The organism is Alteromonas salexigens, assembly GCF_025628895.1.
Classification (GTDB): domain Bacteria; phylum Pseudomonadota; class Gammaproteobacteria; order Enterobacterales; family Alteromonadaceae; genus Alteromonas; species Alteromonas salexigens.
Map to the genome: position 1 here is coordinate 14,161 of NZ_JAOTJC010000013.1, position 21,918 is coordinate 36,078.

Below are 21,918 nucleotides of genomic sequence, written 5' to 3' on the forward strand. Positions count from 1 at the left end.
CAGGATTTGAACCTACGACCTTCGGGTTATGAGCCCGACGAGCTACCAGACTGCTCCATCCCGCGTCTGAACTGGTTTTGTAGTACTTGATAACGTGACCACTGCACTGTTATCTGATTCTAAAGCTGCGTACTACTGTCAACTTTAGTAACTGGTTGCGGGAGCAGGATTTGAACCTACGACCTTCGGGTTATGAGCCCGACGAGCTACCAGACTGCTCCATCCCGCGTCTGAACTGGTTTGAAAGACTTAGCGTGTTTAGCCTGTGCCTCTCAAGTGGTGCGTATTATACATAGCGAATTGACCTTGGCAAGGGGAGTTTTAGCAAATCCAGTCGATTTCCTGTCACCTGCTTCATTAACCATCAATTCGCATAATCTTTAGACTTTTCTAGCGAAATTTCTCCATTTTTTCCGCCAATGAAAAGTCCAGTTCACTTAATCCATCCACATCGTGAGTGGTCAGCGCCACCTCTACACGGTTATATACGTTGAACCACTCCGGATGGTGCTTTAATTTTTCGGCCCAAATGGCAATTTGTGACATCCAGCCAAACGCGCGGATAAAACTTTTAAAGGTAAACGTTTTGGTAATTTTATCGCCGTCACGTTGCCACTGTTCGTCAGCTGCGAGCGTTGCGTTCAATGAACTTAATGCTTCGTCAATCTGAGACTCTGTTAATCGCTCTGCCATAGACACCTCCTGTTGGCTTTCACTCTTACCCGGTGAGGATGGTCGAAACCTCCTCCGGGTCATCTCTTAATTATCTGCCAATTAAGCCTAACCCTCAGGTATAGAATTGTCACCTTGTATCCCCAATGGGGTTCACTGCAGATGGTGTCAGGAGTTTACAAGCAACTCTTGGTACTGCAAGAGCGCTTTCCCCCACCCCCTTCTTAACGTTCGACCACATGGCGAGCATTTAGTTGCCGTCCTCGGGGGTTATGCTCTTTTGCCTTAAAACCACTATTCGTAAAGACCTAAAGTGGTCCTTCGTCATTCGCAAAAAGTGACTACACTGTTATTTGAAAATTTAATCTACTATTTACACAAGGTTAAGCATTCGCCGTAGTGAGGCGAGTTATCAGGCCATGAAAAATTTCCCCGATTATTGGGTAATTCTTTCGGCCTGCTGTTCTGCGCTATTTAACGCATGTTCAAGGCAGACAATTAAAACCATCTTAATCAATAAGTTAAATGCAATAAAAAGAATTCACATGAATAGGTACAGTTTTTGAATCGAGCTTTGCCAACGAAATAAAAATTGAAGCGATAGCCAGCTAACACTCTGAAGAGGCCTATGGATTTTCCAGAAATAGATAAAATTTATAAACTGATTAATGAAAAGCTTCAGGTTTGGTTAGAATCCGGTATCAAGCACCTCCCTAACTTTGTAGTTGCCATTCTTATCGCTATTGGCTTCGGTATTCTTGCCAAGCTGGTTGGTAACCTTGTTCAGCGTCTTATGCGGCGCGCCTTTGAATCTAAACAAATTGCAGATCTGCTAACGTCTATTGTCAAAGCGATAGTAGCCATAGCGGGCATATTCATTGCGCTCGACTTTATTGGGCTAAGTGGCACCGTTACCTCACTTCTGGCCGGTGCCGGTATTGTGGGTCTGGCCATTGGCTTTGCTTTTCAGGACATGACTGAAAACCTCATTGCCGGGATTGCAATGGGGATCCGCAAGCCCTTTCAGATTGGTGATGTAATTGAGGCTGACGGCGTATTCGGCAATGTGGAAGCTATTAACTTGCGGAATACTCTCGTTGAGACCTTCTACGGGCAACGGGAAATCATTCCCAACAAAATTCTTTTTCGCAATATTGTCACGAACTACAGTGTACTGGGCTACCGAAGAATTGAGGTGCCGGTGGGGATCTCCTACGCTGACGATCCAGATGAAGCGGCCAAGGTGATTGTCTCCGCCATTAACGAATTGGATTACGTCATCAAAAAAGACGAAACCGCCGTTTACGCTGAATCTTTTGGCGACAGCAGCATCAATCTGCTGGTGTGGTTCTGGATTGATTATCCCGGCGACACCGGATTTATGCAGGCGCGACACGACGCGGTAGCAATAGTTAAACGTGTATTGGAAGAGAACGACATTCTTATTCCATTCCCCATTCGCACGCTGGATTTTGGTGCTAAGGGCGGTGAAAAGCTTAACAGCATGCTGCCTGACCAACGCCAGAGCCAGAGTGAAGACCAGAGCAATACCAACGCAGATAACCCAAAGGCGGACGCATCCGGTGAGGACGGGGACGCCGAGGGTGATAACTAACTTTCAACCAAACGACAACGGAGTGACTTATGAAATCTCTCGTCAAAACCAAACGTATCCGCTCACATTACACTGTGCTGATCCTGGCGTTTTTAGCCAGCCTGGTTACCGGCTGTGCCACTATTGAAGGTGCAGGTGAAGACATTGAAACAGCAGGAGACGCTGTAGAGGATGCCACTGACGGCCAGTAAAATCGAGCAGGGCTGGTGAGTGAGCTAATCAGCGCGCCAGCCCTTCTATCACCGCTAATAACAAAAACTCCCCCACCAACGCAGGCTTGTCCCTGCCCTTTATTGCACAGCTGGCGCGAATGCGAAATAACCGTCCTGATGGTTTGTCAGTTACCTCGGCAACGGTGAACTGATACTGCACTTCACTGTTTACGACTACAGGTTCAAGAAACCGCAAGTTATCTATCCCATAATTAATCAGTGATGTGATACGAGCGTCTTCAGTAAGAATCGACGAGAAAGCATCCGGCATCAGGGATGCCGTTAAAAAGCCATGCGCGATGGGTGCCTTGAATGGACTCTCCTTCTCACAACGTGCGGGGTTAGTATGGATCCATTGGTAATCACCGGTGGCTTCTGCAAACTGGTCAATAGACTGTTGCGTGACCTTGTGCCAGCTATTTTGTATGACAGTATCGTTTATTTGTAAGTCGAGGAGGCGGCTCATATCCCGTTCTCTTTTTGCGCTGTTTGAAACAAAAGGTACTATTAACCGGTTGAATAATTCAATGCAATTTTAATAATATAGAGTTATAAGATGGCTGCTTAGACACACTGTGAACCACCAAAAGGATTGCTCGCTATGAATTTAAACCGCATTGATTTGAACCTGTTTGCTGTATTCGATGCTATTTATACGGCTGGCAGTCTGACCAAAGCAGCAGATGTGCTGTGTATTACCCAACCTGCGGTAAGTAATTCACTGGCTCGCTTACGGGATATGCTGAACGATCCGCTATTTGTCCGCACCGGGCACAGCATGACGCCCACGCCGGTTGCACAAAATATTATTGTACCAGCCAGGCAGGCACTGGCATTGCTAAGGCGCAGCGTGCAGGAGAGCCATACGTTTGACCCTGTTACTGCCGAGAAAACCTTTAACTTTGCCAGCCGCGATTTACTGGAAGCCAGTATTATGCCCCGCTTAATGAGCCGTCTACAGAATCTGGCCCCGAATATCAGCCTCACCAATTACGAAATGAACCGCAGTCAGGTTGTCTCAGCGATGGCCAGTGGCAACCTCGACTTTTTTGCTGACGCGTCTGCGTTTACTGACCCCCATCTTTGCAAAGAAAAAATTGCGCAGGACAGATTTGTGGTGATGGCCCGCAAAAATCATCCGGCCTTACAACAAGGACTCAGCTTAGACACGTTTCTGCGGCTGGGTCATATTAATGTATCGCATCGAAAAACCGGTGCAGGCCCTATTGATGTTGCGCTGGACAAACTCGGGAAAAAGCGCAAGGTTGTCATGCGTGGACAACACTTTCTCACCGTACCCAGCACCATTGTAAAAACTGACCTCATCGCTTGCTTACCTTATCACCTGGCAAAGCATTACGATTTGGCCATTTATGAAGTGCCATTTGAGATCCCGCCGGTTGAATACTTCCTGTACTGGCATGTCAGCGCCGATCATGACTACGCCCATTTGTGGATGCGGGAACAAATAATGGAAGTTGCCAAAGCCTATAAGCCTCATTAGCAGTTCGCCGTTGAGTTATGAAAAAAGTTTTCTGTCAATGGCTTACCGCAAGCTGCGTATAAAAAAACATACGAAGGTATAACAACCACTTACTCTGTACAATTTTTATACACTTTACTTAGTGCTGATCAGGCATCGGGTTGCCTGCCACTTGTAAAGGATTTCTCCATGTTGAAAATTATATTTCGCTGCGCGTTGGTAAGTATTTTACTGACCGCCACCTTCGCGGCTAACGCAGATGTAAACCGTGCACTTACTAATATGTGCGAGATTGTTAAATCTAACGATAAAAGCGAGCTCCGCAAAAAGATTCACAATGTGGCAACCTACTACCGCATGAAGCTCAACGATTATTATGATGCAGTGTCGTGTGACGGTTATAGCCTCATCAGAGCGGCCATACTTTTTAATGCGTTGGAATCGGGTAGCTTGCTCATCAAAAAGATGCCACGAGGAGCGCTTGCTGCGCCTGAGGCCGACGGTAAGACCTTGCAAGCCTGGGTAGCCGAACAGGGCCTGAATAACACTGAAATTGCCATGCTACTGAATGACCGTTTATGAGCCAGACGGGTATAAGGAAGCCCAGTTAGGCGTGGGCTTCCTCATACCTGGGACCAATAAAACTCATTCAACACGAATTACTTAAATTTTGTACGACTTTCTACTTTTCTTTACCTGCGCTACCGACAGGTCACTCTAAAAACCAATATAACATTATATTTCAACAGTTTATATTTTCACACCCCGACCCAATGTTGCTTTTATGTTAATAGCTTGCGTATCAAATAACATAACACTGTATTTCCCCGGTTATTTTTCCTTCGATTTGATTGTATTTAACTAACTCCATCGAACCTCACCGACAACCGAAGGATATTAACCATGTTGAAAATTGTTAAAACTTCTTTGATTATCGCGGCATCTTCTTTTGTGTTCGCCAACTCAGCACATGCCAACGTAAACGACGCACTTGCCAATATTTGCAATATTGTGCAGGCAGACGACAAAGGCGAATTACGCAAGAAAATGCGCCGGGTACAGTCAGACTACCGTTTAAAACTGCATGACTATTACACAGGGATCAGCTGTAACGGCAATAGCCTGATCCGCACAGCGATTGAGAGTAATGCAGTTGAAGTCGGCACCCTTTTGGTAAAGAAAATGCCCAGCCGGGATTTACAAACCCCTGAAGCCGATGGCAAAACATTGCAGGCCTGGATTGCTGAGAAAGGTCACCAGTCAAGCCCTATTGCCGCCGAGCTAAACGACCGTATTTAACGACACCGCACATTCACACCATGTGAGCTCCGTTCAACATGGTAGCGGAGAAAGCCTCCGCACTTCTGGCCCCGAGAGGGGCCACCTCTTTCCTTCCCAGGCTTTTATGTATTATAAAAAATACCTTCGTATCACCGTGATACTGGTGGCTTTTTCAACGATCGCGTTAAATGCGCCGCGTTAAGTCATGAGGTATGACTGATTAGAGGAAAAACACCATGTTGAAAATTGCAAAAATCTCATTTCTGGCGGCAGCACTTGGCTTTGGCTTCCACTCTTCCGCGTCGGCTGATGTTACTGAAGCGCTGGCTAATATCTGCACTATCGTTCAGGCAGATGATAAAGGCGAACTGCGCAAAAAAATGCGTGATGTGGAACAGGACTACCGTCTTAAGTTACGCGACTACTACACAGGCGTAACCTGCGATGGCAACAGCCTTATCCGCACTGCTTTGCTGAATAATGCAATTGATTCCGGCACGCTGCTGGTGAAAAAAATGCCTAAAGGTGACCTGGCTGAACCAGAAGCTGATGGCAAAACCATTCAGGCATGGATCAGCGAAAACGGCTTACAGGCTAACCCTATCGCTCAGGAAGTAATGAGCCGCATTTAATTTAGCCGTTACAGGCAAGCTATACTGAAGCAATTCGGTATAGTCGGGGATTCCCCCAAATAAAACAGGCGCCTTGAAGGCGCCTTTTTTATTTTTATTACTTGGGTGCTTACGCTCCGGTAATACCCGCAGTGGTTCAGTTACTCGACCCGAAACATTGCTTCTGGCATGCTCATCAGGTTATCAGCGCCAGACTGTATTGAAGAGACCAATGACCGGGTGCGGGTGAGCATACGATCAAAGTAGAACCGGGCGGTGTGGAGTTTAGCTTCATAGAAATCCCGCTCAGTGCTGCCCTCATCCAGCTTTTGCTGTGCCACTACAGCCATTTTCAACCAGAAATATCCCACGGTGACGTAACCTGAATACATCAGGTAATCCACCGACGCTGCGCCCAGTTCATCCGGGTTCGTCGCTGCCGCCTTACCGATATCCTGGGTAATTTGCTGCCATTCATCCAGGTGGGAAGCTAACGCATTTGTCCAGGCACTGAACTGGGCATTGTCTCGCAATGATGAGCAGTAGTGGCGGATCTCTTCAATAAATACGCTCAACAATTCCCCTTTCGAGCCCATGACTTTGCGGGCTAGCAAGTCTATCGCCTGAATGCCCGTAGTACCTTCATACATGGTACAGATGCGGGTATCCCGGGCCAGTTGTTCCATGCCCCACTCGCTAATGTAACCATGCCCGCCGTACACCTGCATGCCATAACTGGTGGCCTCCTGCGCTGTTTCAGTAAGGAACGCTTTGACAATGGGGGTTAACAGCGCCAGTTTCGCCTCGGCAGTTTGCTTTGCCACATCGTCTTCACCGTACAGGGTTTCATCGACCAGTTGCATGCAGTAACACGCCATGGCCCGGTTCCCCTCGGCGAGGGCTTTCTGGGTCAACAGCATTCTTCTTACATCAGGATGTACGATGATAGGGTCGGCAGGACCGTCTGGGTTTTTCTTGCCGGTCAGGGCACGAAACTGTAAACGATCTTTGGCATAGCGTAAGGCTCCCTGGTACGCAGCATCAGAGGCCGCCAGCCCTTCCAGCCCGGTGCCGATACGAGCCATATTCATAAAGGTGAACATACACGCCAGTCCACGGTTAGGCTCGCCTATCAGGTAGCCCTTCGCCCCGTCGAAATTAATTACGCAGGTGGCGCTGCCCTTAATGCCCATTTTGTGTTCAATACTGCCACACTGTACGGCATTGCGATCCTCGATATCGCCGTCGGCAGACACGTTGTATTTAGGGACCACAAATAAAGAAATTCCCTTTGTGCCCGCAGGGGCATCGGGCAGACGCGCAATCACGATGTGCACAATATTGTCTGACATATCGTGCTCGCCGGCAGAAATAAATATTTTAGAGCCGGTTAACCGGTAGCTGCCGTCCTCTGCAGGTTCGGCCCGGCATTTCAGCATGCCTAAATCTGAGCCACAGTGGGCCTCAGTCAGACACATGGTGCCTGTCCAGCTGCCTTCCACCAGCTTGGGTAAAAAACGTTTTTTCTGCTCATCATTACCGTGAGCTTTTATTGTTTTAATACACCCCTGACTCAACCCCGGATACATGGCCCACGCGTGGTTAGCGGCTGAGAACCATTCTGCCAGCGTGGTCCCTAACGAGTAAGGCAGCGCCTGGCCACCAAATTCTTCAGGATGCGCAAGCCCCGGCCAGCCACCTTCCACATACTGGTGGTAAGCCTGTTTAAAGCCACTTGGAGTGGTAACCTCGCCGTTTTCAAACTGACAGCCTTCCTGGTCGCCGTTGGCATTAATGGGAGCCAGGCTGTTTTCAGCAAACTTTCCGGCTTCATTAAAAATGGCGGAAACTAAATCCTCTGACACATCCCCGAACCCATGGCGTGCATAATGGGACTGAAAATCTAACAGTTCGTGGGTGACGAACATGGCGTCACGAATAGGCGCTTTATAATCTTGCATATTAGGTATCCTTAACACAGCTCGCCCCGCGGGAACCGGGACTCTGCCATCATCTCTTATTGAGGTTGCAGATGATGGTAGGACAGGCACTTGAATCATCCAAGTTTATTGGTTTTATAGTGAACTATCATTTGTACCAATATTAAAGGCAGCAGAGTTGGTGGTAGCCAGCCAACATAAAGGTGGATCCCTGGCTCAAGCTGCAGGTGTTAGGATGAGGGGATTGCGCCTACGCAGGGGTGCGCGGGCATACGCAGTAGGCTGACGCGAGCAATACTCAGATCCTCTAAGGTATTTATAATAATACGCAAGTATAACCCTATGCCTTTCGTTCTGTGCTCCCGTCACGTTTAATATCCCTGAACAAACAAGCAAACCGACTGATGAAGCGGCATAAGCCGCTTCTGAAGTTTAAGGCCCAGGGTAACGATGAAAACTTTTATATTGCTGGCGACGCTTACTCTCACCTCTGCATCCCTACAGGCTAAGGGCGATGAGACTGCGACGCTGGAAAACTGCAACGCCGGCGACAAACTGGCAATGCAGATAAATAAAAAACCGCGTTCGACGCAGCTGACTATGCGCGTTACCCAAACAGCAACTAACAACTGCACGTCAACGCAGGTCGAGTCAACCGACCGTCAGGAAGCCCTGCTTAATCGCCAGCTTCCCGGTACGTTGATAGCAACAAGATAACAACACTAACCATTTCAACATGGTAAGCAGAGTGCGCTCTGCAACTTCAAAAGGCTCCTCCGGGAGCCTTTTCCTTATCCGTTTAGCTGAGAATTGACCCTAGCCTTCACTGATGTCAGGGACTAATACCATTTTTCCTTTTACCTGACGGTCCATCACTTTAGACAGTGCCCGGGCAGCGTCAGCCAAAGGCAGTGCTTCGTCAACCACGACTTTAACCTTACCGTCTTTATACCAGCTAAGTAACTCCTGCATATTTGCACTGAAGCCCTGCGGGTCATGCTGAGTGAATGCCCCCCAGAATACCCCCACAACCGCATACCCTTTTACCAATGCCAGGTTCACTGGTAGTTTCGGTATTTCGCCACTGGCAAATCCAACCACCAACAAACGCCCCTGCCAGGCCATACTGCGCGAACAGGCGTGAAATGTGTCACCGCCAACACATTCATAAATCACATCGGCGCCCTTCCCGGCAGTCTCTTCTTTTATCGCTTCTTTTAAGTCTCGCTTTTGGTAGTTAATCAAAAGATCGGCGCCGTGGGCTTTTGCCAGCGCCAGCTTTTCGTCCGTGGAGCAAACCGCGATCACTCTGGCCCCCATTTGCTTGCCGATTTGCACTGCTGCCAGCCCTGTCCCGCCAGCTGCACCGGTGACCACCAGAGTCTCGCCGGGTTGCAACCGCGCCCGCTGTTTCAGTGCGTGATGCGCGGTGGCATGGGCGGTTACCAACGCCGCGCCTTCCTGCATTGGAATACCGTCAGGTAGCGGCATAACGTGGGTGGCTGGCACGCAGACCTGTTCGGCATAGCCGCCCAGCTGTGTAAGCGCAATAACTCGTTGACCGGGTTGCAGGTGGGTCACCCCCTCCCCCGTTTTACTTACCACCCCTGCCACTTCGTTACCCGGCACAAAGGGGAAGTCTGGCTGCATCTGATAAAGCCCCTGCACTAACAATCCATCCGGAAAATTCACCCCACAGGCACGTACAGTAATGACTACCTCTGCCTGGCTCGGCACGGGCGTCTCAATATCCTGATAAACCAGCCCCTCGACGGGACCAAATTCGTTACACACTATCGCTTTCATGTGACCTCCTTGCTCTGCTCAAGCTGATTGGATAAGGGGCGTAGCCATTTGCGCCAGCGGCCGCACCATACTGCCAAGCTGTCTGGCTTTGTCACTGGACGCGTTACCATCCTGCGCACGCTTGGCAACGCCTTGCAGAATTGCCGCCAGCCGAAAGAAGCTGAATGCCAGATAAAAATTCCAGTTGTCTATGCCATCAATGCCGCGTCGCTGGCAATACGTGTCAACGTAAGCCTGTTCGCTGGGAATACCCAGCGCTTCACGACCGAGACCGGCCAGACCGGGAGCCTGAGGTAAGGTGGCGGGTAACCGTAATTGCATGCACTGGTACGCTAAGTCTGCGTAGGGGTGCCCTAAGGTGGATAATTCCCAGTCCAGCACCGCTCGCACCGAGGCCGTCTCATCCGACCGGGGGGCAAAAATCATATTATCGAGACGGAAGTCACCGTGAACCAGGGCTACCTGACCATCATCGGCTGGAAGGTTGTTATCGAGATACGCAATCAGCGATTCAATTTCTTCAATCTTGGTGAGCTCAGACGCGCGATACTGCTGTGTCCAGCGCGACAATTGCCGGGCAAAGTAATTACCCGGCTTACCGTAGTCGGTCAGCCCGATCTCATTGATATTCACGTTGTGTAACGCTGCCATTACCCGATTCATTTCGTCATACATATTATGGCGTGCTTGTTCGCTGTTGCATTCTGGCAGCGCACTGTTCCAGTAAATGTCGCCTTCTACAAAATCCATCACGTAGAACATGCTGCCCAGTACACTGGTGTCTTCGCACAGGTGATGTACAACCGGCACCGGCACCTCGGTATCAGCCAGTGCCTGCATAACCCGAAATTCCCGGTCCACGGCATGCGCGGACTTTAATAGCTTGCCCGGTGGTTGCTTACGCAACACATAGTTACCCGCTGAAGTCGTCAGCAAAAAGGTCGGGTTCGACTGGCCGCCACTGAACTTGCTGGTTTCTTTCACTTTGCCAATGGCCGGACAGGCAGCAGCCAGATAGGCATTTAATTCATCAATACTGAAAGAATGACTAGTCACTGGGCACCTCATTTCGACGGGAAGCCGCCGTTTCAGCAATAAGGTTTTTGCCCAGTTGCATCATATGCACCTGATCCGGGCCGTCAGCGAGTCGGATCGTACGGGCATAAGCGTACATGGCCGCCAAGGGTAGGTCCTGACTGGTACCTGCAGCACCGTGCATCTGAATAGACGCATCAATAACCCGACAAGCCATGGCGGGCGCCACTATCTTGATAGCGGCAATCAGATCCCGAGCAACTTTATTCCCGTACCGGTCCATTTTGTCTGCGGCTTTCAGGGTCAGCAGACGGGCCTGCTCAATCTCGCAATACATGCTGGCGATACTTTCGCGTACTGACTGCTGTTTTGCCAGCGGTCTGCCGAAAGCTATACGGCTGTCTACCCGTGAGCAGGCCATATCCAGTGCCCGCTGGGCGCAGCCAATCAGGCGCATACAATGATGAATTCGTCCTGGTCCCAGCCGGCCTTGTGCAACCTCGAACCCCCGCCCTTCGCCATGAATAAGGTGATCTGCCGGCACCCGTACATTGTCAAAAAGTACCTCGGCATGACCTATAGGCTCATCAAAATAGCCCATTGCCGCCATGGGTCGCACCACGGTGACTCCGGGAGTGTCCATGGGCACCAGGATCTGGCTCTGTTGTTGATGACGGGGGGCGTCGAAATCGGTTTTCCCCATGACGATCATTACTTTACAGTTTGTATTCATCGCCCCGCTGGTATACCACTTGCGGCCATTAATTACGTATTCATCACCTTCACGGCGAATGGCCGTTTCAATGTTTGTGGCGTCACTACTTGCTACCTCGGGTTCGGTCATGGCAAACGCTGAACGAATATCTCCTGCCAGTAGGGGCTCCAGCCAGGTCTTACGTTGTGTCTCACTTCCGTACTTAGCCAGTACTTCCATATTGCCCGTATCCGGGGCACTGCAGTTGAAAATTTCAGCGCTGAATGGCACCCGCCCCATTATTTCACACAAAGGCGCGTATTCGAGGTTACTTAGCCCGGCGCCAAGCGGCAGATATTCGTTGGGCAGGAATAAATTCCACAGACCGGCCTCTTTGGCCTTAGCTTTAAGAGACTCCATGATTGCCGGGGTCTGCCAGCGGTTTTCAGCCTGTTCCACCGACTTAATATATTCCTGCTCGATGGGATACACCTCTTTATCCATAAAGGTGTTCAACCTGTCCATGAGTGCGGTGGTGTTATCGTTGTACTCGAAATTCATTGTCACTCCGGTGTTAACTGTACGTGATTGCGTGAACGCGTTCGGGATGATCCAGGTGCGGCACATTGTTGAAACTACTCAGATGCACGCCACTATGGGATACCAGGCACTGGCTGAAACTGGCATTTTTTATTTGCAGGTTCATTTTTATAACCGTCTGGGGGTCGTAGCCCAGTACATGGCGTAGCATCATCGCTATCGCGCCTCCTGATGAAACCACCAGTACCCGTTCCGCCTGACACTGCATAAGTTGTTGTAATACTGTAGCTGCCCGGTCCTCAAACTCCAGCCAGCTTTCAGGGAGTAACTGAGCGTCCAGTTCGTCAGCGGCCCACGCCTGCATCGACTTTTTCAGCAGCCGGTAATACTCAGACGCCGGCGCCCCGTCTGCCGGTCTGGCCTGAGGGTGTTGGGTAACATACGCGGTGACCACGGCCTGAAAATCAAACTCATTCAGGCCGTCGCTGAATTCCATTGGGGGGACATGTCCGAGCCCCTCGCTGATGGCAGTTGCCGTTTCACGGTGACGCCGCAGGTTGCCGCAAAAGGCATAGTCAAACCCACGATCCCGTCGGTGAAAATACTCGCCCAGCCAGCGTGACTGCTGGATGCCTAACTCGCTAAGCTTGTCGTAATCCGCGGCACCAAACGATGCCTGACCGTGACGAACAAAAAATAATTCTGTCATAGCAGCTCAATTGTAATATGAATGTTAACCATGGTAGAGAATCTCCCCAAACAAGCGAATTAATAATATGAATAGGTATTAATCAGCCCGAATCATGCAGCCACCCGGGTTACTGTCACACCGTGCGCCTGCCTAAGCAGAAAACCGCTCACCTACGCTTACATTTTAGACGTGTAAAATATAGGCAGATACTGCACACTGACATCGGTATTGCTCATTGCAAGGCATGGGCGCGCTTATTTACACTGCCTGAAGAATAACGAAATTATGGAACAATTTACTTTTGGGCAGCGTGCATTGCCCATGCTGATTGTGGGTAGCCTTGCCCTTAGTACTACCTCCACTCTGGCTGAACAAATCGATTCACCACACGCCCTGGAGCACATCCAGGTCATGGTTCAGAAGAAAAGTGAAAACATGCAAACTGTACCGGTGTCCGTGAGTGCGTTCACAGGGAAAGATTTTTTACACACGGTTTCCCGCGACCTGTTTGATATTCAGCAATATGTGCCTGCCTTTACCGCTTTTCAGAGTCAAAGTGCCACTAACTCCAGATTGATAGCTGCGGGTCTAACATTGAATCAGGAGCTCTGAGAACCGGTTGCGGAATAGGCGGCTAACGCAGTTTAAAACGTGCTGTAACCGTATCGCCGGCCTGCAGTTTCATACGACTGGCTGACAGCTCACTGATAAGAGCAAACAGCTGACTCTGGCCCCTGGCCAGCCTCACCAGTACCTGCCCGGCGGCGGCCGGACGCAGGGCGCGAACTTCGCAGGTAAAGCCATTAAGAATGCTCGAGGCGTGCTGCTGTGCCAGGTCAATGCTGACATCCCGGGGGTCTACGGTAATTTTTGCCTGACCGTCTTCTACGAAGGGGTGGCGGGCATAGAGAACCTGGTCCTCACATAAAAACGGGGTGATTTGATGCGCCTCATCAAACTCGAGAGCCGGGCCGCTCAGCACTGCCACAGTGTTCTCAGCCTGATCAGACGTTACGTTATTCAGCATTTGGTTTACCGGGCCGCTACGAATAATACGTCCCCCCTTCATCGAGGCCAGTTCATCACAATACAAAGCAAGGGCACTGATATCGTGAGACACCATAATGACGTTGATGCCATGCTTCAGGCAGTAACGGCGCAGGAACTGTTGAACTTGCTGACTCAGCGCATTATCCATGGCGCTGAATGCTTCATCAAGCAACAGGATATCGGGGCTGTTCACTAATGCGCGACACAGCGCAACCCTCTGGCGCTCTCCGCCGGACAGGTAGGTTACCTGCCGCTCCAGTAAGGCTTCACACTGACAGCCCTGAAAGATCTCAGACGCGTCGGAGTTCGATTTTGCGTAGCGTTGCGCCAGGGCCAGATTACCAGCCACGTCGAGATGCGGAAACAGCAGGCTGTCCTGAAACACCAAACCAATGCGGGATGACGGGGAGGTCCAGCTACACTGGTAACTACTGGCCGGCTCTAAGTTCGCCAGCACGCGCAGCAAGCTGGACTTACCGGCTCCCGAGGGCCCCATCACGCCCAGAAACTGACAGTCGTCGTTCGTGCTTAACTGCGCATCGAGGGTAAAGTCCGTTGATACTTTCAGGCTGGCGATCAGCTTCATGCCCCCGCCCCCCGTGGTTTACGGCTAAGTTGATAAAGCGCCATTAATAACACGAAAGAAAATCCCAGCAGAGCCAGCGCCATCGCATGGGCGCGTGGATAGTCCAGTGCTTCCACGTGATCGTACAGGGCAATTGACAAGACCTGGGTTTCACCGGGAATGTTGCCGCCAATCATAAGTACCACACCGAATTCGCCAATGGTATGCGCCACAGTCAGTCCAAATGCTATCAGCAGATGCGGACGAATTAGCGGAAAGACCACATGCCGGTAACGGGCTATACGTGACATCCCCAGAGTCGCAGCGGCATCCAGATAGCGCCGGTCCAGTTGCTCGAAACCTGTATACAGCGGCTGCACGGCAAACGGCAGCGAGTACAACAGCGACCCTAGCACCAATGCGCTGAATGAAAACGCCAGCTGTTCACCTGTCAGCCATTGCCAGGCCTCCCCTATCCCACTGTCCGGCGCAAATGCCAGTAGCAAATAGAATCCTAACACCGTGGGGGGCAGCACCAGCGGTAACGCCACAATGGCCAGCACCAGGGTCTTCATGCGGCTTCGCCAGCCCGCCAGCCACCATGCCAGGGGTAACGCGAATATCAGCAGCAACCCACCTGTAATTAAGGCTAACTGCAGAGTGAGTATGACTGCCTGCCAGTCGTCCACGCTGCTCACTGATATTCATCTCCTACCGGCTGATAGCCCCGTTGCGCCAACCATTGCTGGGTTTCATCGGATAACAGGAATGCCACGAACTGGCGGGCAGCGGCACGGTTGTCTTGCGGTGCGGTGATCGCCAGCTGTTGCTGGATTGGCTGGTGGAGGCTGGCATCAATCAGATGAACATGTTTCTTAAGGTGGTAAACCTGCGAATAGGCCACTAAGGCACGGTCCACGTTGCCGGTGGCATAAAACTGATACGCCTGCTGAACATTTTTTCCGGTCACCAGCCGGGTAGCGAGGTTGGGCCATAACGTGAGGGTATGCAACGCTTCCTTTGCAGCGCGGCCATAGGGTGCAAGGCGTGGATTGGCAATTGCCAGCCGGGTGCCCGGTGCCAGCGCGTAGGTTTGCAGATCATGAATGCCGGGAGCGCGCACGTCTCTGTCCAGGTATGCCAGCCGGCCTATGGCATAGGTCATCACATCGTCAGAGCCTACCCGGCCACTTTCCACCAACGCTTGCGGTCGCTCACTGTCGGCTGACAAAAACACATCCAGTTGGGCACCATGTTGAATTTGCGCATACAGGGTGCCACTGGCGCCCACGGTCAGGGTAGTGGTGATGCCGGTTTGTTGCTGGTACCGCTTACTAATCTCTTTAAGTGGCTCAGCAAAGTTCGCGGCCACGCCCAGTCGCAGGGTTTGCGCATGCCCCACAGTGCTCATTAGCATGGAAATAACAAAGCAAACAATGCGCCGGCTATTCACTCTGGGCCTCCTTGTCATCCGACTTCAGCCACTGCATGGCAGCCTGGGTATCGCTGGCTTTTGGTTTAACCCACGCGCCCTCCCCGTTTGTCGCAAACTCTTTTTTCCACAGCGGTACAGCCTGTTTGAGCGTATCCATAATAAATGCTGCAGCATCAAACGCGGCCTGGCGACGCATGGCAGCGCATCCCACCCAGACAATATCTTCGTTGTTAGCAATATGCCCTACCCTGTGTACCACGCCAGCATCAATCAGCGAAAAGCGCTCTCTGGCTTCATCAAGCAGCTTAGCCATCGCGTTCTCAGTCATTCCGGGATAATGTTCCAATTCGATACCGTCGAGGGCCCCGGTATCATTAAAATCGCGTACCCGACCGGTAAACGTCACAATTGCGCCGGTTTCACCAGCCGGCAGCTGCGCAGTAAAGGTCTCATAACAGGTCGGGGCGTTCAGCGGCGAGGTGGTTACAGATGCAAACATTCAGCCTCCGGTAACCGGTGGAAATAGTGCCAGCTCGTCGCTGGCATTTACTTGGTGGCTGCCGTCTACCAGCTGCTGATTGCACGCCATCAACAAGGGGCTGTCGAACACGTCGGCCTGGTCCGGAAAATGACGGGCAAGGGCATCTTTTACGTCTTTCATAGACGCAGGGTCAGTGACCTCAATCCGGACACGCTGACACCCTAACTGCTCTCGCAGCTGAGCAAAAAACTGTACGCTTACCTGCATGGTGGTGTCTCGTCCTGATGTTCGTCGGCCTGCCAGTGCCCGTGTTTACCGCCTTTTTTGTCCAGTACCCGCACATTGTGCAGGCGCATCGCCGGATCGAGCGCTTTACACATATCGAATAACGTCAGCAGGGCGACGTTCACCCCGGTCAGCGCTTCCATTTCCACACCGGTTTTACCGCTTAACCGGCAAAAACATTGCGCCAGCAACCGTTGGTTGTCTGCATCCACCTCAAATTGAATATCGACTTTGGTCAACGCCAGAGGATGGCACAATGGAATCAAGTCGGCGCATTTTTTGGCCGCCTGAATACCAGCAACTCTGGCTACAGCAAATACATCGCCCTTCGCGATTTTGCTGTCGCTGATCGCGGTGATCACCGCTTTACTGACATGCAGTTCGCCGGCGGCCGTGGCTTCCCGGGTTGTTACGGCTTTATCACTGACATCCACCATGTTGGCTTCGCCACCAGCATTGAGATGACTAAACCCGCTCATGATTCCGCACCTTTCAGCAGGTGCGACACGAAATTACAGGGTTTAAAGTCTGCGTCCAGCTGGCTGCGGATAATCTTTTCCCAGCCGGTGCGACAGGCACCGGACGAGCCAGGCAGGCAAAACACCACCGTGTTATTCGCAAACCCGGCCACCGCACGAGACTGAATGGTCGCGGTACCGATTTCTTCATAGCTAAGCTGCCGGAACAACTCTCCGAAACCGTCTACCTGTTTATCAAACAGCACACTTAAGGCCTCTGGGGTGGAGTCCCGGTGGGTAAAGCCGGTGCCACCGGTTACCAGAATTGCATGAATGCCAGCATCGGCGATCCACTTAGACACGACTGCACGCTGTTGATAGATGTCATCCTTTACCAGCACCCGCTCCGCCAGTTTATGACCCGCGGCGCTCAGTGCATCGGCCAGGTACTGCCCCGAGGAATCTGTTTCCAGGGTGCGGGTGTCGGATACCGTTAATACCGCGATAGACAACGGCGTACTTACAGCAGTCATAAGAATTCCTAAATTGAGATACGAATTATGAGGTAGCTTTGGTACAGTTAATACAGCAGGCATAAGCCGCCCGACCACAATGAATCACCACCCAGAGTAACTATGCCAGATCCCATCACTCACTCACAAGCAATGCGCTTTAATCGCCAAATTGTTTTGCCGCAATTTGATTTAGCCGGTCAGGAAGCACTGGCCAATGCCCGGGTGCTGGTCTTCGGCGTAGGCGGTCTGGGTAACGCTGCCGCAATGAGCTTAGTCACCTCCGGGTTGGGCGCGATAACCCTGGTCGACCCCGACGTGGTGGATGAACACAATCTGCCCCGCCAGTGGCTGTTCAGCGAAGCACAGGTGGGCCAACACAAGGTAGAAGCCGCCTTTGACAGTCTGCATGCCCGCAACCGCCACTGTGAAATCCGCACCATTGCGCAGACGCTGGGCGATAATGACATACAGACCTTGCTTAACGAGCACGACCTGGTGCTTGATTGCACTGACAACTTCAGCGCCCGGGAGCAAATTTGCCGGCTTACCTACCGCGCAGGCTTGCCGCTGGTTTCAGGCGCCGCGATTCGCTTTGAGGGCCAGCTATTCGTAGCAAGCCCTACCGGCGGCAGTAGCTGCTATGGCTGTCTGTCACAGTTATTTGAAGCCCCTGCCCTGAGCTGCACCGAGGCCGGTATTCTCTCCCCGGTGGTGAGTATTATCGGCCTGCAACAGGCCTTGTTGGCCATTAAACTGATCACTAACCTGGGTGAGGTGTCCGCCGGTAGCCTAGTGACTTTCGACGGACTCAGCCAGCAATGGCATACCTTCGACGTCCCCAAGCAGGGGAAGTGCCCGGTATGTTCCCCCTCTTCCACTAAAAGTTAATAATTATGTCGTTGATTGAAAAAGATTATATCGTAGTTGCTCAAAATGCATCTGGCCGAAATATGCATGTGCCGGTGTACCGTATTCGTGGCAACCGGCCGGGCCCAAAAGTGTATATTCAAAGTTCTATTCACGGTGCCGAGGTGCAGGGCAACGTGGTCATTTACCATCTGCTGCAACGTCTTAAATCGCTGGCCGTATGTGGCGAAATTGTGCTGGTGCCGAATTGCAATCCGGTGGGCACCAATATTAAGGCCGGTGAATACACCCTGGGCCGCTTTGATCCGGTCAACGGGACCAACTGGAACCGCGGGTATTACTACGATGAAAACGCCGTGCACGCATTTGCGGACACAGTCTCACCTCACACCAGTGATGCTGAAATACGCACCCGGTTCCGCGCTTTCTGGGCCCAGGCTATTGCCGATAAACTGGCGTCTCCCTGGGGCCTGGGGCTAGCCCAGCAGTTGAATCTGAAGTTACAGCAGCTGGCCGTGGATGCAGATTACGTCCTGGACTTACATAACGGCCCCGTTTCTACCCGACACATCTACATTCCCGAGTACGCCCGGGACTCCGCGAAGTTGTTTAATATCCCTCATTGCATCTTTATTCCTAATGTTTTCGCCGGCGCCCTGGATGAGGCCACCTTTTGTCCGTGGTGGACATTGCAGGACGCGCTAAGTAAAAAGTTTAGCCGTGAGATCAAGCTGGGCGTCGAAGCGTTTACGCTGGAAATGGGCAGTCAGGAAGTGATTGATTTTGCTGAAGGAGACGTGGATGCCACCAGTATTCTCAGCTATCTGACTGCAAAAGGCGCAATACAGGACACGCACATCAGGCCTGCCCAAATGATCCGACGGGGTGTAGCACTTAAAAATTACAAAACCCTGTATACCCAATGGGGCGGCATGGTGGAGTACCTGGCACGACCCGGTGAGCAGATCTCAGCTGGCGAGCCGCTGGCCCGGGTTCTTAATATTGATGAGCTGGACAATGACCGCGGCAGCGAGGTCGTGCCAGCGCCATGCGACCTTATTCCCATCCTGCATTTTCCGTCAGCCTCGGTGCTCAGCGGCACCCAGCTTTATAAAGTTTTTACTGAATACTTCACCATTACCACAGACACGGAATAACAGCGCGCGGGCATGGCCCGCGCTGGTATCCGTTAAATGGGTGAGCCCGGTGGCAGCGGCTTAATCTCCAGCATATAAGGCCATTCACCGGTCTCCCAGTAATAGGCCAGACGCTGGCGCATCAGTGCTGCTTCAGGCAGGTCACTGTCCTTTTTCAGCCAGCGGTCAAACTTCAGTAGCGCGACCTCAATGTTGGTGCGCACTTCCGGTGCCAGTTCCGGTGCCGTCAACGTGCGCATGACAGCATTCAACACTACATGCCGCAAACGCGCATTCAGACCATAGTCTGCTTTCTCTTCCTGATACCAGTGAATGTCGAGCATACGACTTACTATTTGCTCCACCGAGAGCATGCCGCGGCGCTGGCTGTGCTGCCAGCTTACCCGATGCAGGCGCTCTGGATGCAACAGTAAACTCAGCGCATAATCAGCCGCAGATTCCGCCGCTGTCACCGGATCCAGCACCCGGCCCATACGGCCATTGAAGTGCTCCCGGGTAATATCATCCCCAAAGGCAGTGGGTGGGATCAGAGCAAGCAGGTTTTCCGGCAGGCGTAGAAAATCCGCCGTGGTAGCGTCAATCAGCAGCGCCAGGGCTTTTTTCTGGATCGCTGGCGCCACGGGTTGCTGGCCGTGGGGGCTGGCAAACTCCCCTTTTAACTCATAGCTGTATTCAACGCCGCCAATTTGTTTGGCGAGGGCGGGCAACTGGTAGCGATGCAGTAAATAAACCGGCACCAGTGCGTCTTCCAGCGAAGACAGGCTGGCCCCGTCAGGCAGTGTCGCCAGTCCCATCTTTTCCAGTGCATGCTCCCGAACCCGGGATATTTGCTGAAAGGCGTCCAGCGGATCACTGCCATTATCCCACATATGCCCGCTTGCCGAACCATGGCGGGCAGCCCGGGTATCGGCGTCAGTCTTAAATAGCAGCCCGGCTTCACGGGTTTGTTGTAATTGTGCCGCCAGCCCCCTGGCTTCTGCGGCTTCACTCTCGTAGTCCTGATAGCCATACGCTACGGCATGCAGATCCCAGTCGCCCATACCACTGGCATAAGCTTCATCCAGCACTATCTCACCGTTCTCCAGTCTGATAACCGGGTGAGGATAATCCATAACTGACGCACGACCATTTTCGCTGGCCGCAAAGTTATGTGCAATTCCCAGCGTATGACCCACCTCGTGTGCCGACAACTGCCGGATGCGGGCAAGTGCCATTAGTTGCTGCGGGTCGGTCTCGGTATTTTCGCCGGTAAACGGACTGGTTAGTCCCAGTGCAATCAGATAATCCTGACGCACCCGCAGCGAGCCAAGGGTCACATGGCCTTTCAATAGTTCACCGGTACGTGGATCTATCACCGACGAACCATAGGACCAGCCCCGGGTTGCCCGGTGTACCCACTGAATCACGTTATAGCGCACATCCATGGGGTCGGCGTCTTCAGGTAATACTTTTACCTGAAATGCGTTTTCATACCCTATTGCCTCAAACGCCTGATTCCACCAGCCTGCGCCTTCTTTCAGCGCCCCCATAACCGGCTCGGGAATGCCCGGATCCAGATAATAAACAATCTGCTCTACCGGCTCACTCGACGCCGCCTGCGGATCTTTTTTCTGTAAGCGATGGCGAATAATGTATTTCTGCTCCAGCGGCTCAGCAATGGCAGTGGCGTAGTCAAAATAGCTGAACTTCCAGAAACCTGAGTACGGATGAAATGCGCGGGGCTCATACCCTGGCTCAGGCAGTGCAATAAACGAATGATGTAAGTGCACCGACAGGCTTTGGGGGTCGGGGGTGACATCAGACACGTACTGACCTGGCTTAGATCCGGAAAACGTTACCATGACCTCCAGTTCAGTGTTCTTGGGGAAAGCCTTACTTTTTGGCAGATACACCCCGCTGCGCTCGCTGTCTGCCTGATAGTTGCCTTGCTCACGATCGGCGAGCCGCTCACTGATGCCATGGATATCCGACATCAGGTACGGGGTGTAATCAATAAGCACCGTATTGTCGGTGCCGGCGGCCACGGTAAAGCCGGCAATGACTGAGTCTGCAAAGGCTTCATTAATGCTTTGTTGCTCAGCGCGATTGTCACTCAGCGCCCGGTATCGGGTATTTAACTGACGCAGCATGACTTTATTGCCGAAGCGCTCAAACTGAACCAGCCGCGTATCACCCAGCTGCCCGCGATCCAGGCCGATATCATTAGAGCCTACACCATGGGGTAAGCTGCTTTGAAACAACAGCGGCTGCTGCCAGCGGGAGACCGCCAGGTAGACTTTGTCGGTTTCACTGTCATAGTAGAACGGGATAAAGCCATCCCGTTTTTCCATGTTTTCGGTAAACGTGGTGATATCCGTGGCGGCCGAGACTGGTGCTGTAATACACACCAGCAGGCACATGATTTTGCGGATCATAAGGTGTCCTTTTTGCCTGTTATTATCAGTTTACTCGCTGCCTGCACCACTGCCACCGACAGTTGCAAGCCGCAATATTACCCTAGCGCATTGGTGCCGGCAGCGCCATTA

The 21,918-nt window shown here is 51.9% G+C and carries 25 protein-coding genes and 2 tRNA genes; 10 read left to right on the plus strand and 17 right to left on the minus strand.

Annotation, left to right across the window (positions count from 1 at the left end):
* The 3 genes from OCL06_RS14505 to OCL06_RS14515 form a co-directional block, all read right to left on the minus strand.
* A tRNA-Met gene (locus tag OCL06_RS14505) sits at positions 1-57 on the minus strand.
* A 95-nt stretch (positions 58-152) separates the two neighbouring features.
* Positions 153-229 (minus strand) — tRNA-Met (locus OCL06_RS14510).
* Positions 230-390: 161 nt separating this feature from the next.
* Positions 391-693 carry a 4a-hydroxytetrahydrobiopterin dehydratase gene (locus tag OCL06_RS14515; RefSeq protein WP_262995828.1) on the minus strand — a complete coding sequence of 101 codons (303 nt, stop codon included), beginning with the start codon at positions 691-693 and terminating at the stop codon, positions 391-393.
* Between the two features lie 607 nt (positions 694-1,300).
* On the opposite strand from OCL06_RS14515, the gene OCL06_RS14520 reads away from it, so the two are divergent.
* Positions 1,301-2,287, plus strand: coding sequence for a mechanosensitive ion channel family protein (locus OCL06_RS14520; RefSeq protein WP_262995831.1), 987 nt, complete (start codon positions 1,301-1,303; stop codon positions 2,285-2,287).
* Between the two features lie 29 nt (positions 2,288-2,316).
* On the plus strand, positions 2,317-2,478 hold the full coding sequence (locus OCL06_RS14525; RefSeq protein ID WP_262995833.1) for an entericidin A/B family lipoprotein: 162 nt from the start codon (positions 2,317-2,319) through the stop codon (positions 2,476-2,478).
* A 28-nt stretch (positions 2,479-2,506) separates the two neighbouring features.
* Here OCL06_RS14525 and OCL06_RS14530 read toward each other — a convergent pair whose 3' ends face one another.
* Entirely contained in the window at positions 2,507-2,965 is a 459-nt protein-coding gene (locus OCL06_RS14530) for a MaoC/PaaZ C-terminal domain-containing protein (RefSeq protein WP_262995834.1), read from the minus strand.
* 135 nt (positions 2,966-3,100) lie between these two features.
* On the opposite strand from OCL06_RS14530, the gene OCL06_RS14535 reads away from it, so the two are divergent.
* The 4 genes from OCL06_RS14535 to OCL06_RS14550 all read left to right on the plus strand — a co-directional run bounded on the left by OCL06_RS14535 (position 3,101) and on the right by OCL06_RS14550 (position 5,895).
* Positions 3,101-4,003 (plus strand): LysR family transcriptional regulator, encoded by a 903-nt coding sequence (locus tag OCL06_RS14535; RefSeq protein ID WP_262995836.1) that lies wholly within the window; start codon positions 3,101-3,103, stop codon positions 4,001-4,003.
* A gap of 168 nt (positions 4,004-4,171) precedes the next feature.
* Positions 4,172-4,564, plus strand: coding sequence for a DUF3718 domain-containing protein (locus tag OCL06_RS14540; protein ID WP_262995838.1), 393 nt, complete (start codon positions 4,172-4,174; stop codon positions 4,562-4,564).
* 321 nt (positions 4,565-4,885) lie between these two features.
* Entirely contained in the window at positions 4,886-5,281 is a 396-nt protein-coding gene (locus tag OCL06_RS14545; RefSeq protein WP_262995840.1) for a DUF3718 domain-containing protein, read from the plus strand.
* A 218-nt stretch (positions 5,282-5,499) separates the two neighbouring features.
* Positions 5,500-5,895, plus strand: a complete 396-nt coding sequence (locus OCL06_RS14550) for a DUF3718 domain-containing protein (RefSeq protein ID WP_262995842.1) — start codon at positions 5,500-5,502, stop codon at positions 5,893-5,895.
* 140 nt (positions 5,896-6,035) lie between these two features.
* On the opposite strand, the gene OCL06_RS14555 is transcribed toward OCL06_RS14550, so the two are convergent.
* Positions 6,036-7,835, minus strand: coding sequence for an acyl-CoA dehydrogenase C-terminal domain-containing protein (locus OCL06_RS14555; protein ID WP_262995843.1), 1,800 nt, complete (start codon positions 7,833-7,835; stop codon positions 6,036-6,038).
* Between the two features lie 429 nt (positions 7,836-8,264).
* Between OCL06_RS14555 and OCL06_RS14560 the strand changes: the two genes are divergently transcribed.
* Complete coding sequence (locus OCL06_RS14560) at positions 8,265-8,531, plus strand: hypothetical protein (protein WP_262995845.1); 267 nt, start codon at positions 8,265-8,267, stop codon at positions 8,529-8,531.
* A 99-nt stretch (positions 8,532-8,630) separates the two neighbouring features.
* Here OCL06_RS14560 and OCL06_RS14565 read toward each other — a convergent pair whose 3' ends face one another.
* From OCL06_RS14565 to OCL06_RS14580, 4 genes are read right to left on the minus strand one after another with little or no spacing between them, the layout of a single operon-like run.
* Positions 8,631-9,620, minus strand: a complete 990-nt coding sequence (locus OCL06_RS14565; RefSeq protein WP_262995847.1) for an NADPH:quinone oxidoreductase family protein — start codon at positions 9,618-9,620, stop codon at positions 8,631-8,633.
* A gap of 18 nt (positions 9,621-9,638) precedes the next feature.
* A complete protein-coding gene (locus OCL06_RS14570; RefSeq protein ID WP_373318495.1) occupies positions 9,639-10,676 on the minus strand; it encodes a phosphotransferase family protein in 1,038 nt (345 codons plus the stop codon).
* Positions 10,669-11,910 carry an acyl-CoA dehydrogenase family protein gene (locus OCL06_RS14575; RefSeq protein ID WP_262995850.1) on the minus strand — a complete coding sequence of 414 codons (1,242 nt, stop codon included), beginning with the start codon at positions 11,908-11,910 and terminating at the stop codon, positions 10,669-10,671. Before OCL06_RS14575 ends, OCL06_RS14570 begins: the two co-directional genes overlap by 8 nt.
* 13 nt (positions 11,911-11,923) lie before the next feature.
* Positions 11,924-12,598 (minus strand): histidine phosphatase family protein, encoded by a 675-nt coding sequence (locus tag OCL06_RS14580; RefSeq protein WP_262995851.1) that lies wholly within the window; start codon positions 12,596-12,598, stop codon positions 11,924-11,926.
* 267 nt (positions 12,599-12,865) lie between these two features.
* Between OCL06_RS14580 and OCL06_RS14585 the strand changes: the two genes are divergently transcribed.
* Positions 12,866-13,192 (plus strand): Plug domain-containing protein, encoded by a 327-nt coding sequence (locus OCL06_RS14585; protein ID WP_262995853.1) that lies wholly within the window; start codon positions 12,866-12,868, stop codon positions 13,190-13,192.
* 22 nt (positions 13,193-13,214) lie between these two features.
* Here OCL06_RS14585 and OCL06_RS14590 read toward each other — a convergent pair whose 3' ends face one another.
* The 7 genes from OCL06_RS14590 to moaB are packed head-to-tail and all read right to left on the minus strand — an operon-like array spanning position 13,215 to position 17,387.
* Positions 13,215-14,216 (minus strand): ATP-binding cassette domain-containing protein, encoded by a 1,002-nt coding sequence (locus OCL06_RS14590; RefSeq protein ID WP_262995856.1) that lies wholly within the window; start codon positions 14,214-14,216, stop codon positions 13,215-13,217.
* Entirely contained in the window at positions 14,213-14,893 is a 681-nt protein-coding gene (modB, locus tag OCL06_RS14595) for a molybdate ABC transporter permease subunit (RefSeq protein WP_262995858.1), read from the minus strand. Before modB ends, OCL06_RS14590 begins: the two co-directional genes overlap by 4 nt.
* Positions 14,890-15,648 carry a molybdate ABC transporter substrate-binding protein gene (gene modA / locus OCL06_RS14600; RefSeq protein WP_262995860.1) on the minus strand — a complete coding sequence of 253 codons (759 nt, stop codon included), beginning with the start codon at positions 15,646-15,648 and terminating at the stop codon, positions 14,890-14,892. Before modA ends, modB begins: the two co-directional genes overlap by 4 nt.
* Positions 15,641-16,129 (minus strand): molybdenum cofactor biosynthesis protein MoaE, encoded by a 489-nt coding sequence (locus OCL06_RS14605; RefSeq protein WP_262995862.1) that lies wholly within the window; start codon positions 16,127-16,129, stop codon positions 15,641-15,643. The genes modA and OCL06_RS14605 overlap by 8 nt, the downstream gene beginning before the upstream one ends.
* Positions 16,130-16,378 carry a molybdopterin converting factor subunit 1 gene (moaD, locus tag OCL06_RS14610; protein WP_262995864.1) on the minus strand — a complete coding sequence of 83 codons (249 nt, stop codon included), beginning with the start codon at positions 16,376-16,378 and terminating at the stop codon, positions 16,130-16,132.
* Positions 16,369-16,875, minus strand: coding sequence for a cyclic pyranopterin monophosphate synthase MoaC (moaC, locus tag OCL06_RS14615; RefSeq protein ID WP_262995866.1), 507 nt, complete (start codon positions 16,873-16,875; stop codon positions 16,369-16,371). Before moaC ends, moaD begins: the two co-directional genes overlap by 10 nt.
* Complete coding sequence (moaB, locus tag OCL06_RS14620) at positions 16,872-17,387, minus strand: molybdenum cofactor biosynthesis protein B (RefSeq protein ID WP_262995868.1); 516 nt, start codon at positions 17,385-17,387, stop codon at positions 16,872-16,874. Before moaB ends, moaC begins: the two co-directional genes overlap by 4 nt.
* Positions 17,388-17,489: 102 nt before the next feature.
* On the opposite strand from moaB, the gene OCL06_RS14625 reads away from it, so the two are divergent.
* Positions 17,490-18,257 (plus strand): HesA/MoeB/ThiF family protein, encoded by a 768-nt coding sequence (locus OCL06_RS14625; protein WP_262995870.1) that lies wholly within the window; start codon positions 17,490-17,492, stop codon positions 18,255-18,257.
* A 5-nt stretch (positions 18,258-18,262) separates the two neighbouring features.
* A complete protein-coding gene (locus tag OCL06_RS14630) occupies positions 18,263-19,393 on the plus strand; it encodes a M14 family metallopeptidase (RefSeq protein WP_373318496.1) in 1,131 nt (376 codons plus the stop codon).
* 32 nt (positions 19,394-19,425) lie between these two features.
* Here OCL06_RS14630 and OCL06_RS14635 read toward each other — a convergent pair whose 3' ends face one another.
* Positions 19,426-21,807 (minus strand): zinc-dependent metalloprotease, encoded by a 2,382-nt coding sequence (locus OCL06_RS14635; protein WP_262995872.1) that lies wholly within the window; start codon positions 21,805-21,807, stop codon positions 19,426-19,428.
* Positions 21,808-21,918 lie beyond the last annotated feature (111 nt).

Excerpts from the sequence above, each read along its gene's own strand:
- OCL06_RS14515 (WP_262995828.1), bottom strand. The coding sequence starts at position 693 with ATGGCAGAGCGATTAACAGAGTCTCAGATTGACGAAGCATTAAGTTCA.
- OCL06_RS14520 (WP_262995831.1), top strand. The coding sequence starts at position 1,301 with ATGGATTTTCCAGAAATAGATAAAATTTATAAACTGATTAATGAAAAG.
- OCL06_RS14525 (WP_262995833.1), top strand. The coding sequence starts at position 2,317 with ATGAAATCTCTCGTCAAAACCAAACGTATCCGCTCACATTACACTGTG.
- OCL06_RS14530 (WP_262995834.1), bottom strand. The coding sequence starts at position 2,965 with ATGAGCCGCCTCCTCGACTTACAAATAAACGATACTGTCATACAAAAT.
- OCL06_RS14535 (WP_262995836.1), top strand. The coding sequence starts at position 3,101 with ATGAATTTAAACCGCATTGATTTGAACCTGTTTGCTGTATTCGATGCT.
- OCL06_RS14540 (WP_262995838.1), top strand. The coding sequence starts at position 4,172 with ATGTTGAAAATTATATTTCGCTGCGCGTTGGTAAGTATTTTACTGACC.
- OCL06_RS14545 (WP_262995840.1), top strand. The coding sequence starts at position 4,886 with ATGTTGAAAATTGTTAAAACTTCTTTGATTATCGCGGCATCTTCTTTT.
- OCL06_RS14550 (WP_262995842.1), top strand. The coding sequence starts at position 5,500 with ATGTTGAAAATTGCAAAAATCTCATTTCTGGCGGCAGCACTTGGCTTT.
- OCL06_RS14555 (WP_262995843.1), bottom strand. The coding sequence starts at position 7,835 with ATGCAAGATTATAAAGCGCCTATTCGTGACGCCATGTTCGTCACCCAC.
- OCL06_RS14560 (WP_262995845.1), top strand. The coding sequence starts at position 8,265 with ATGAAAACTTTTATATTGCTGGCGACGCTTACTCTCACCTCTGCATCC.
- OCL06_RS14565 (WP_262995847.1), bottom strand. The coding sequence starts at position 9,620 with ATGAAAGCGATAGTGTGTAACGAATTTGGTCCCGTCGAGGGGCTGGTT.
- OCL06_RS14575 (WP_262995850.1), bottom strand. The coding sequence starts at position 11,910 with ATGAATTTCGAGTACAACGATAACACCACCGCACTCATGGACAGGTTG.
- OCL06_RS14580 (WP_262995851.1), bottom strand. The coding sequence starts at position 12,598 with ATGACAGAATTATTTTTTGTTCGTCACGGTCAGGCATCGTTTGGTGCC.
- OCL06_RS14585 (WP_262995853.1), top strand. The coding sequence starts at position 12,866 with ATGGAACAATTTACTTTTGGGCAGCGTGCATTGCCCATGCTGATTGTG.
- OCL06_RS14590 (WP_262995856.1), bottom strand. The coding sequence starts at position 14,216 with ATGAAGCTGATCGCCAGCCTGAAAGTATCAACGGACTTTACCCTCGAT.
- OCL06_RS14605 (WP_262995862.1), bottom strand. The coding sequence starts at position 16,129 with ATGTTTGCATCTGTAACCACCTCGCCGCTGAACGCCCCGACCTGTTAT.
- moaD (WP_262995864.1), bottom strand. The coding sequence starts at position 16,378 with ATGCAGGTAAGCGTACAGTTTTTTGCTCAGCTGCGAGAGCAGTTAGGG.
- moaC (WP_262995866.1), bottom strand. The coding sequence starts at position 16,875 with ATGAGCGGGTTTAGTCATCTCAATGCTGGTGGCGAAGCCAACATGGTG.
- moaB (WP_262995868.1), bottom strand. The coding sequence starts at position 17,387 with ATGACTGCTGTAAGTACGCCGTTGTCTATCGCGGTATTAACGGTATCC.
- OCL06_RS14625 (WP_262995870.1), top strand. The coding sequence starts at position 17,490 with ATGCCAGATCCCATCACTCACTCACAAGCAATGCGCTTTAATCGCCAA.
- OCL06_RS14630 (WP_373318496.1), top strand. The coding sequence starts at position 18,263 with ATGTCGTTGATTGAAAAAGATTATATCGTAGTTGCTCAAAATGCATCT.
- OCL06_RS14635 (WP_262995872.1), bottom strand. The coding sequence starts at position 21,807 with ATGATCCGCAAAATCATGTGCCTGCTGGTGTGTATTACAGCACCAGTC.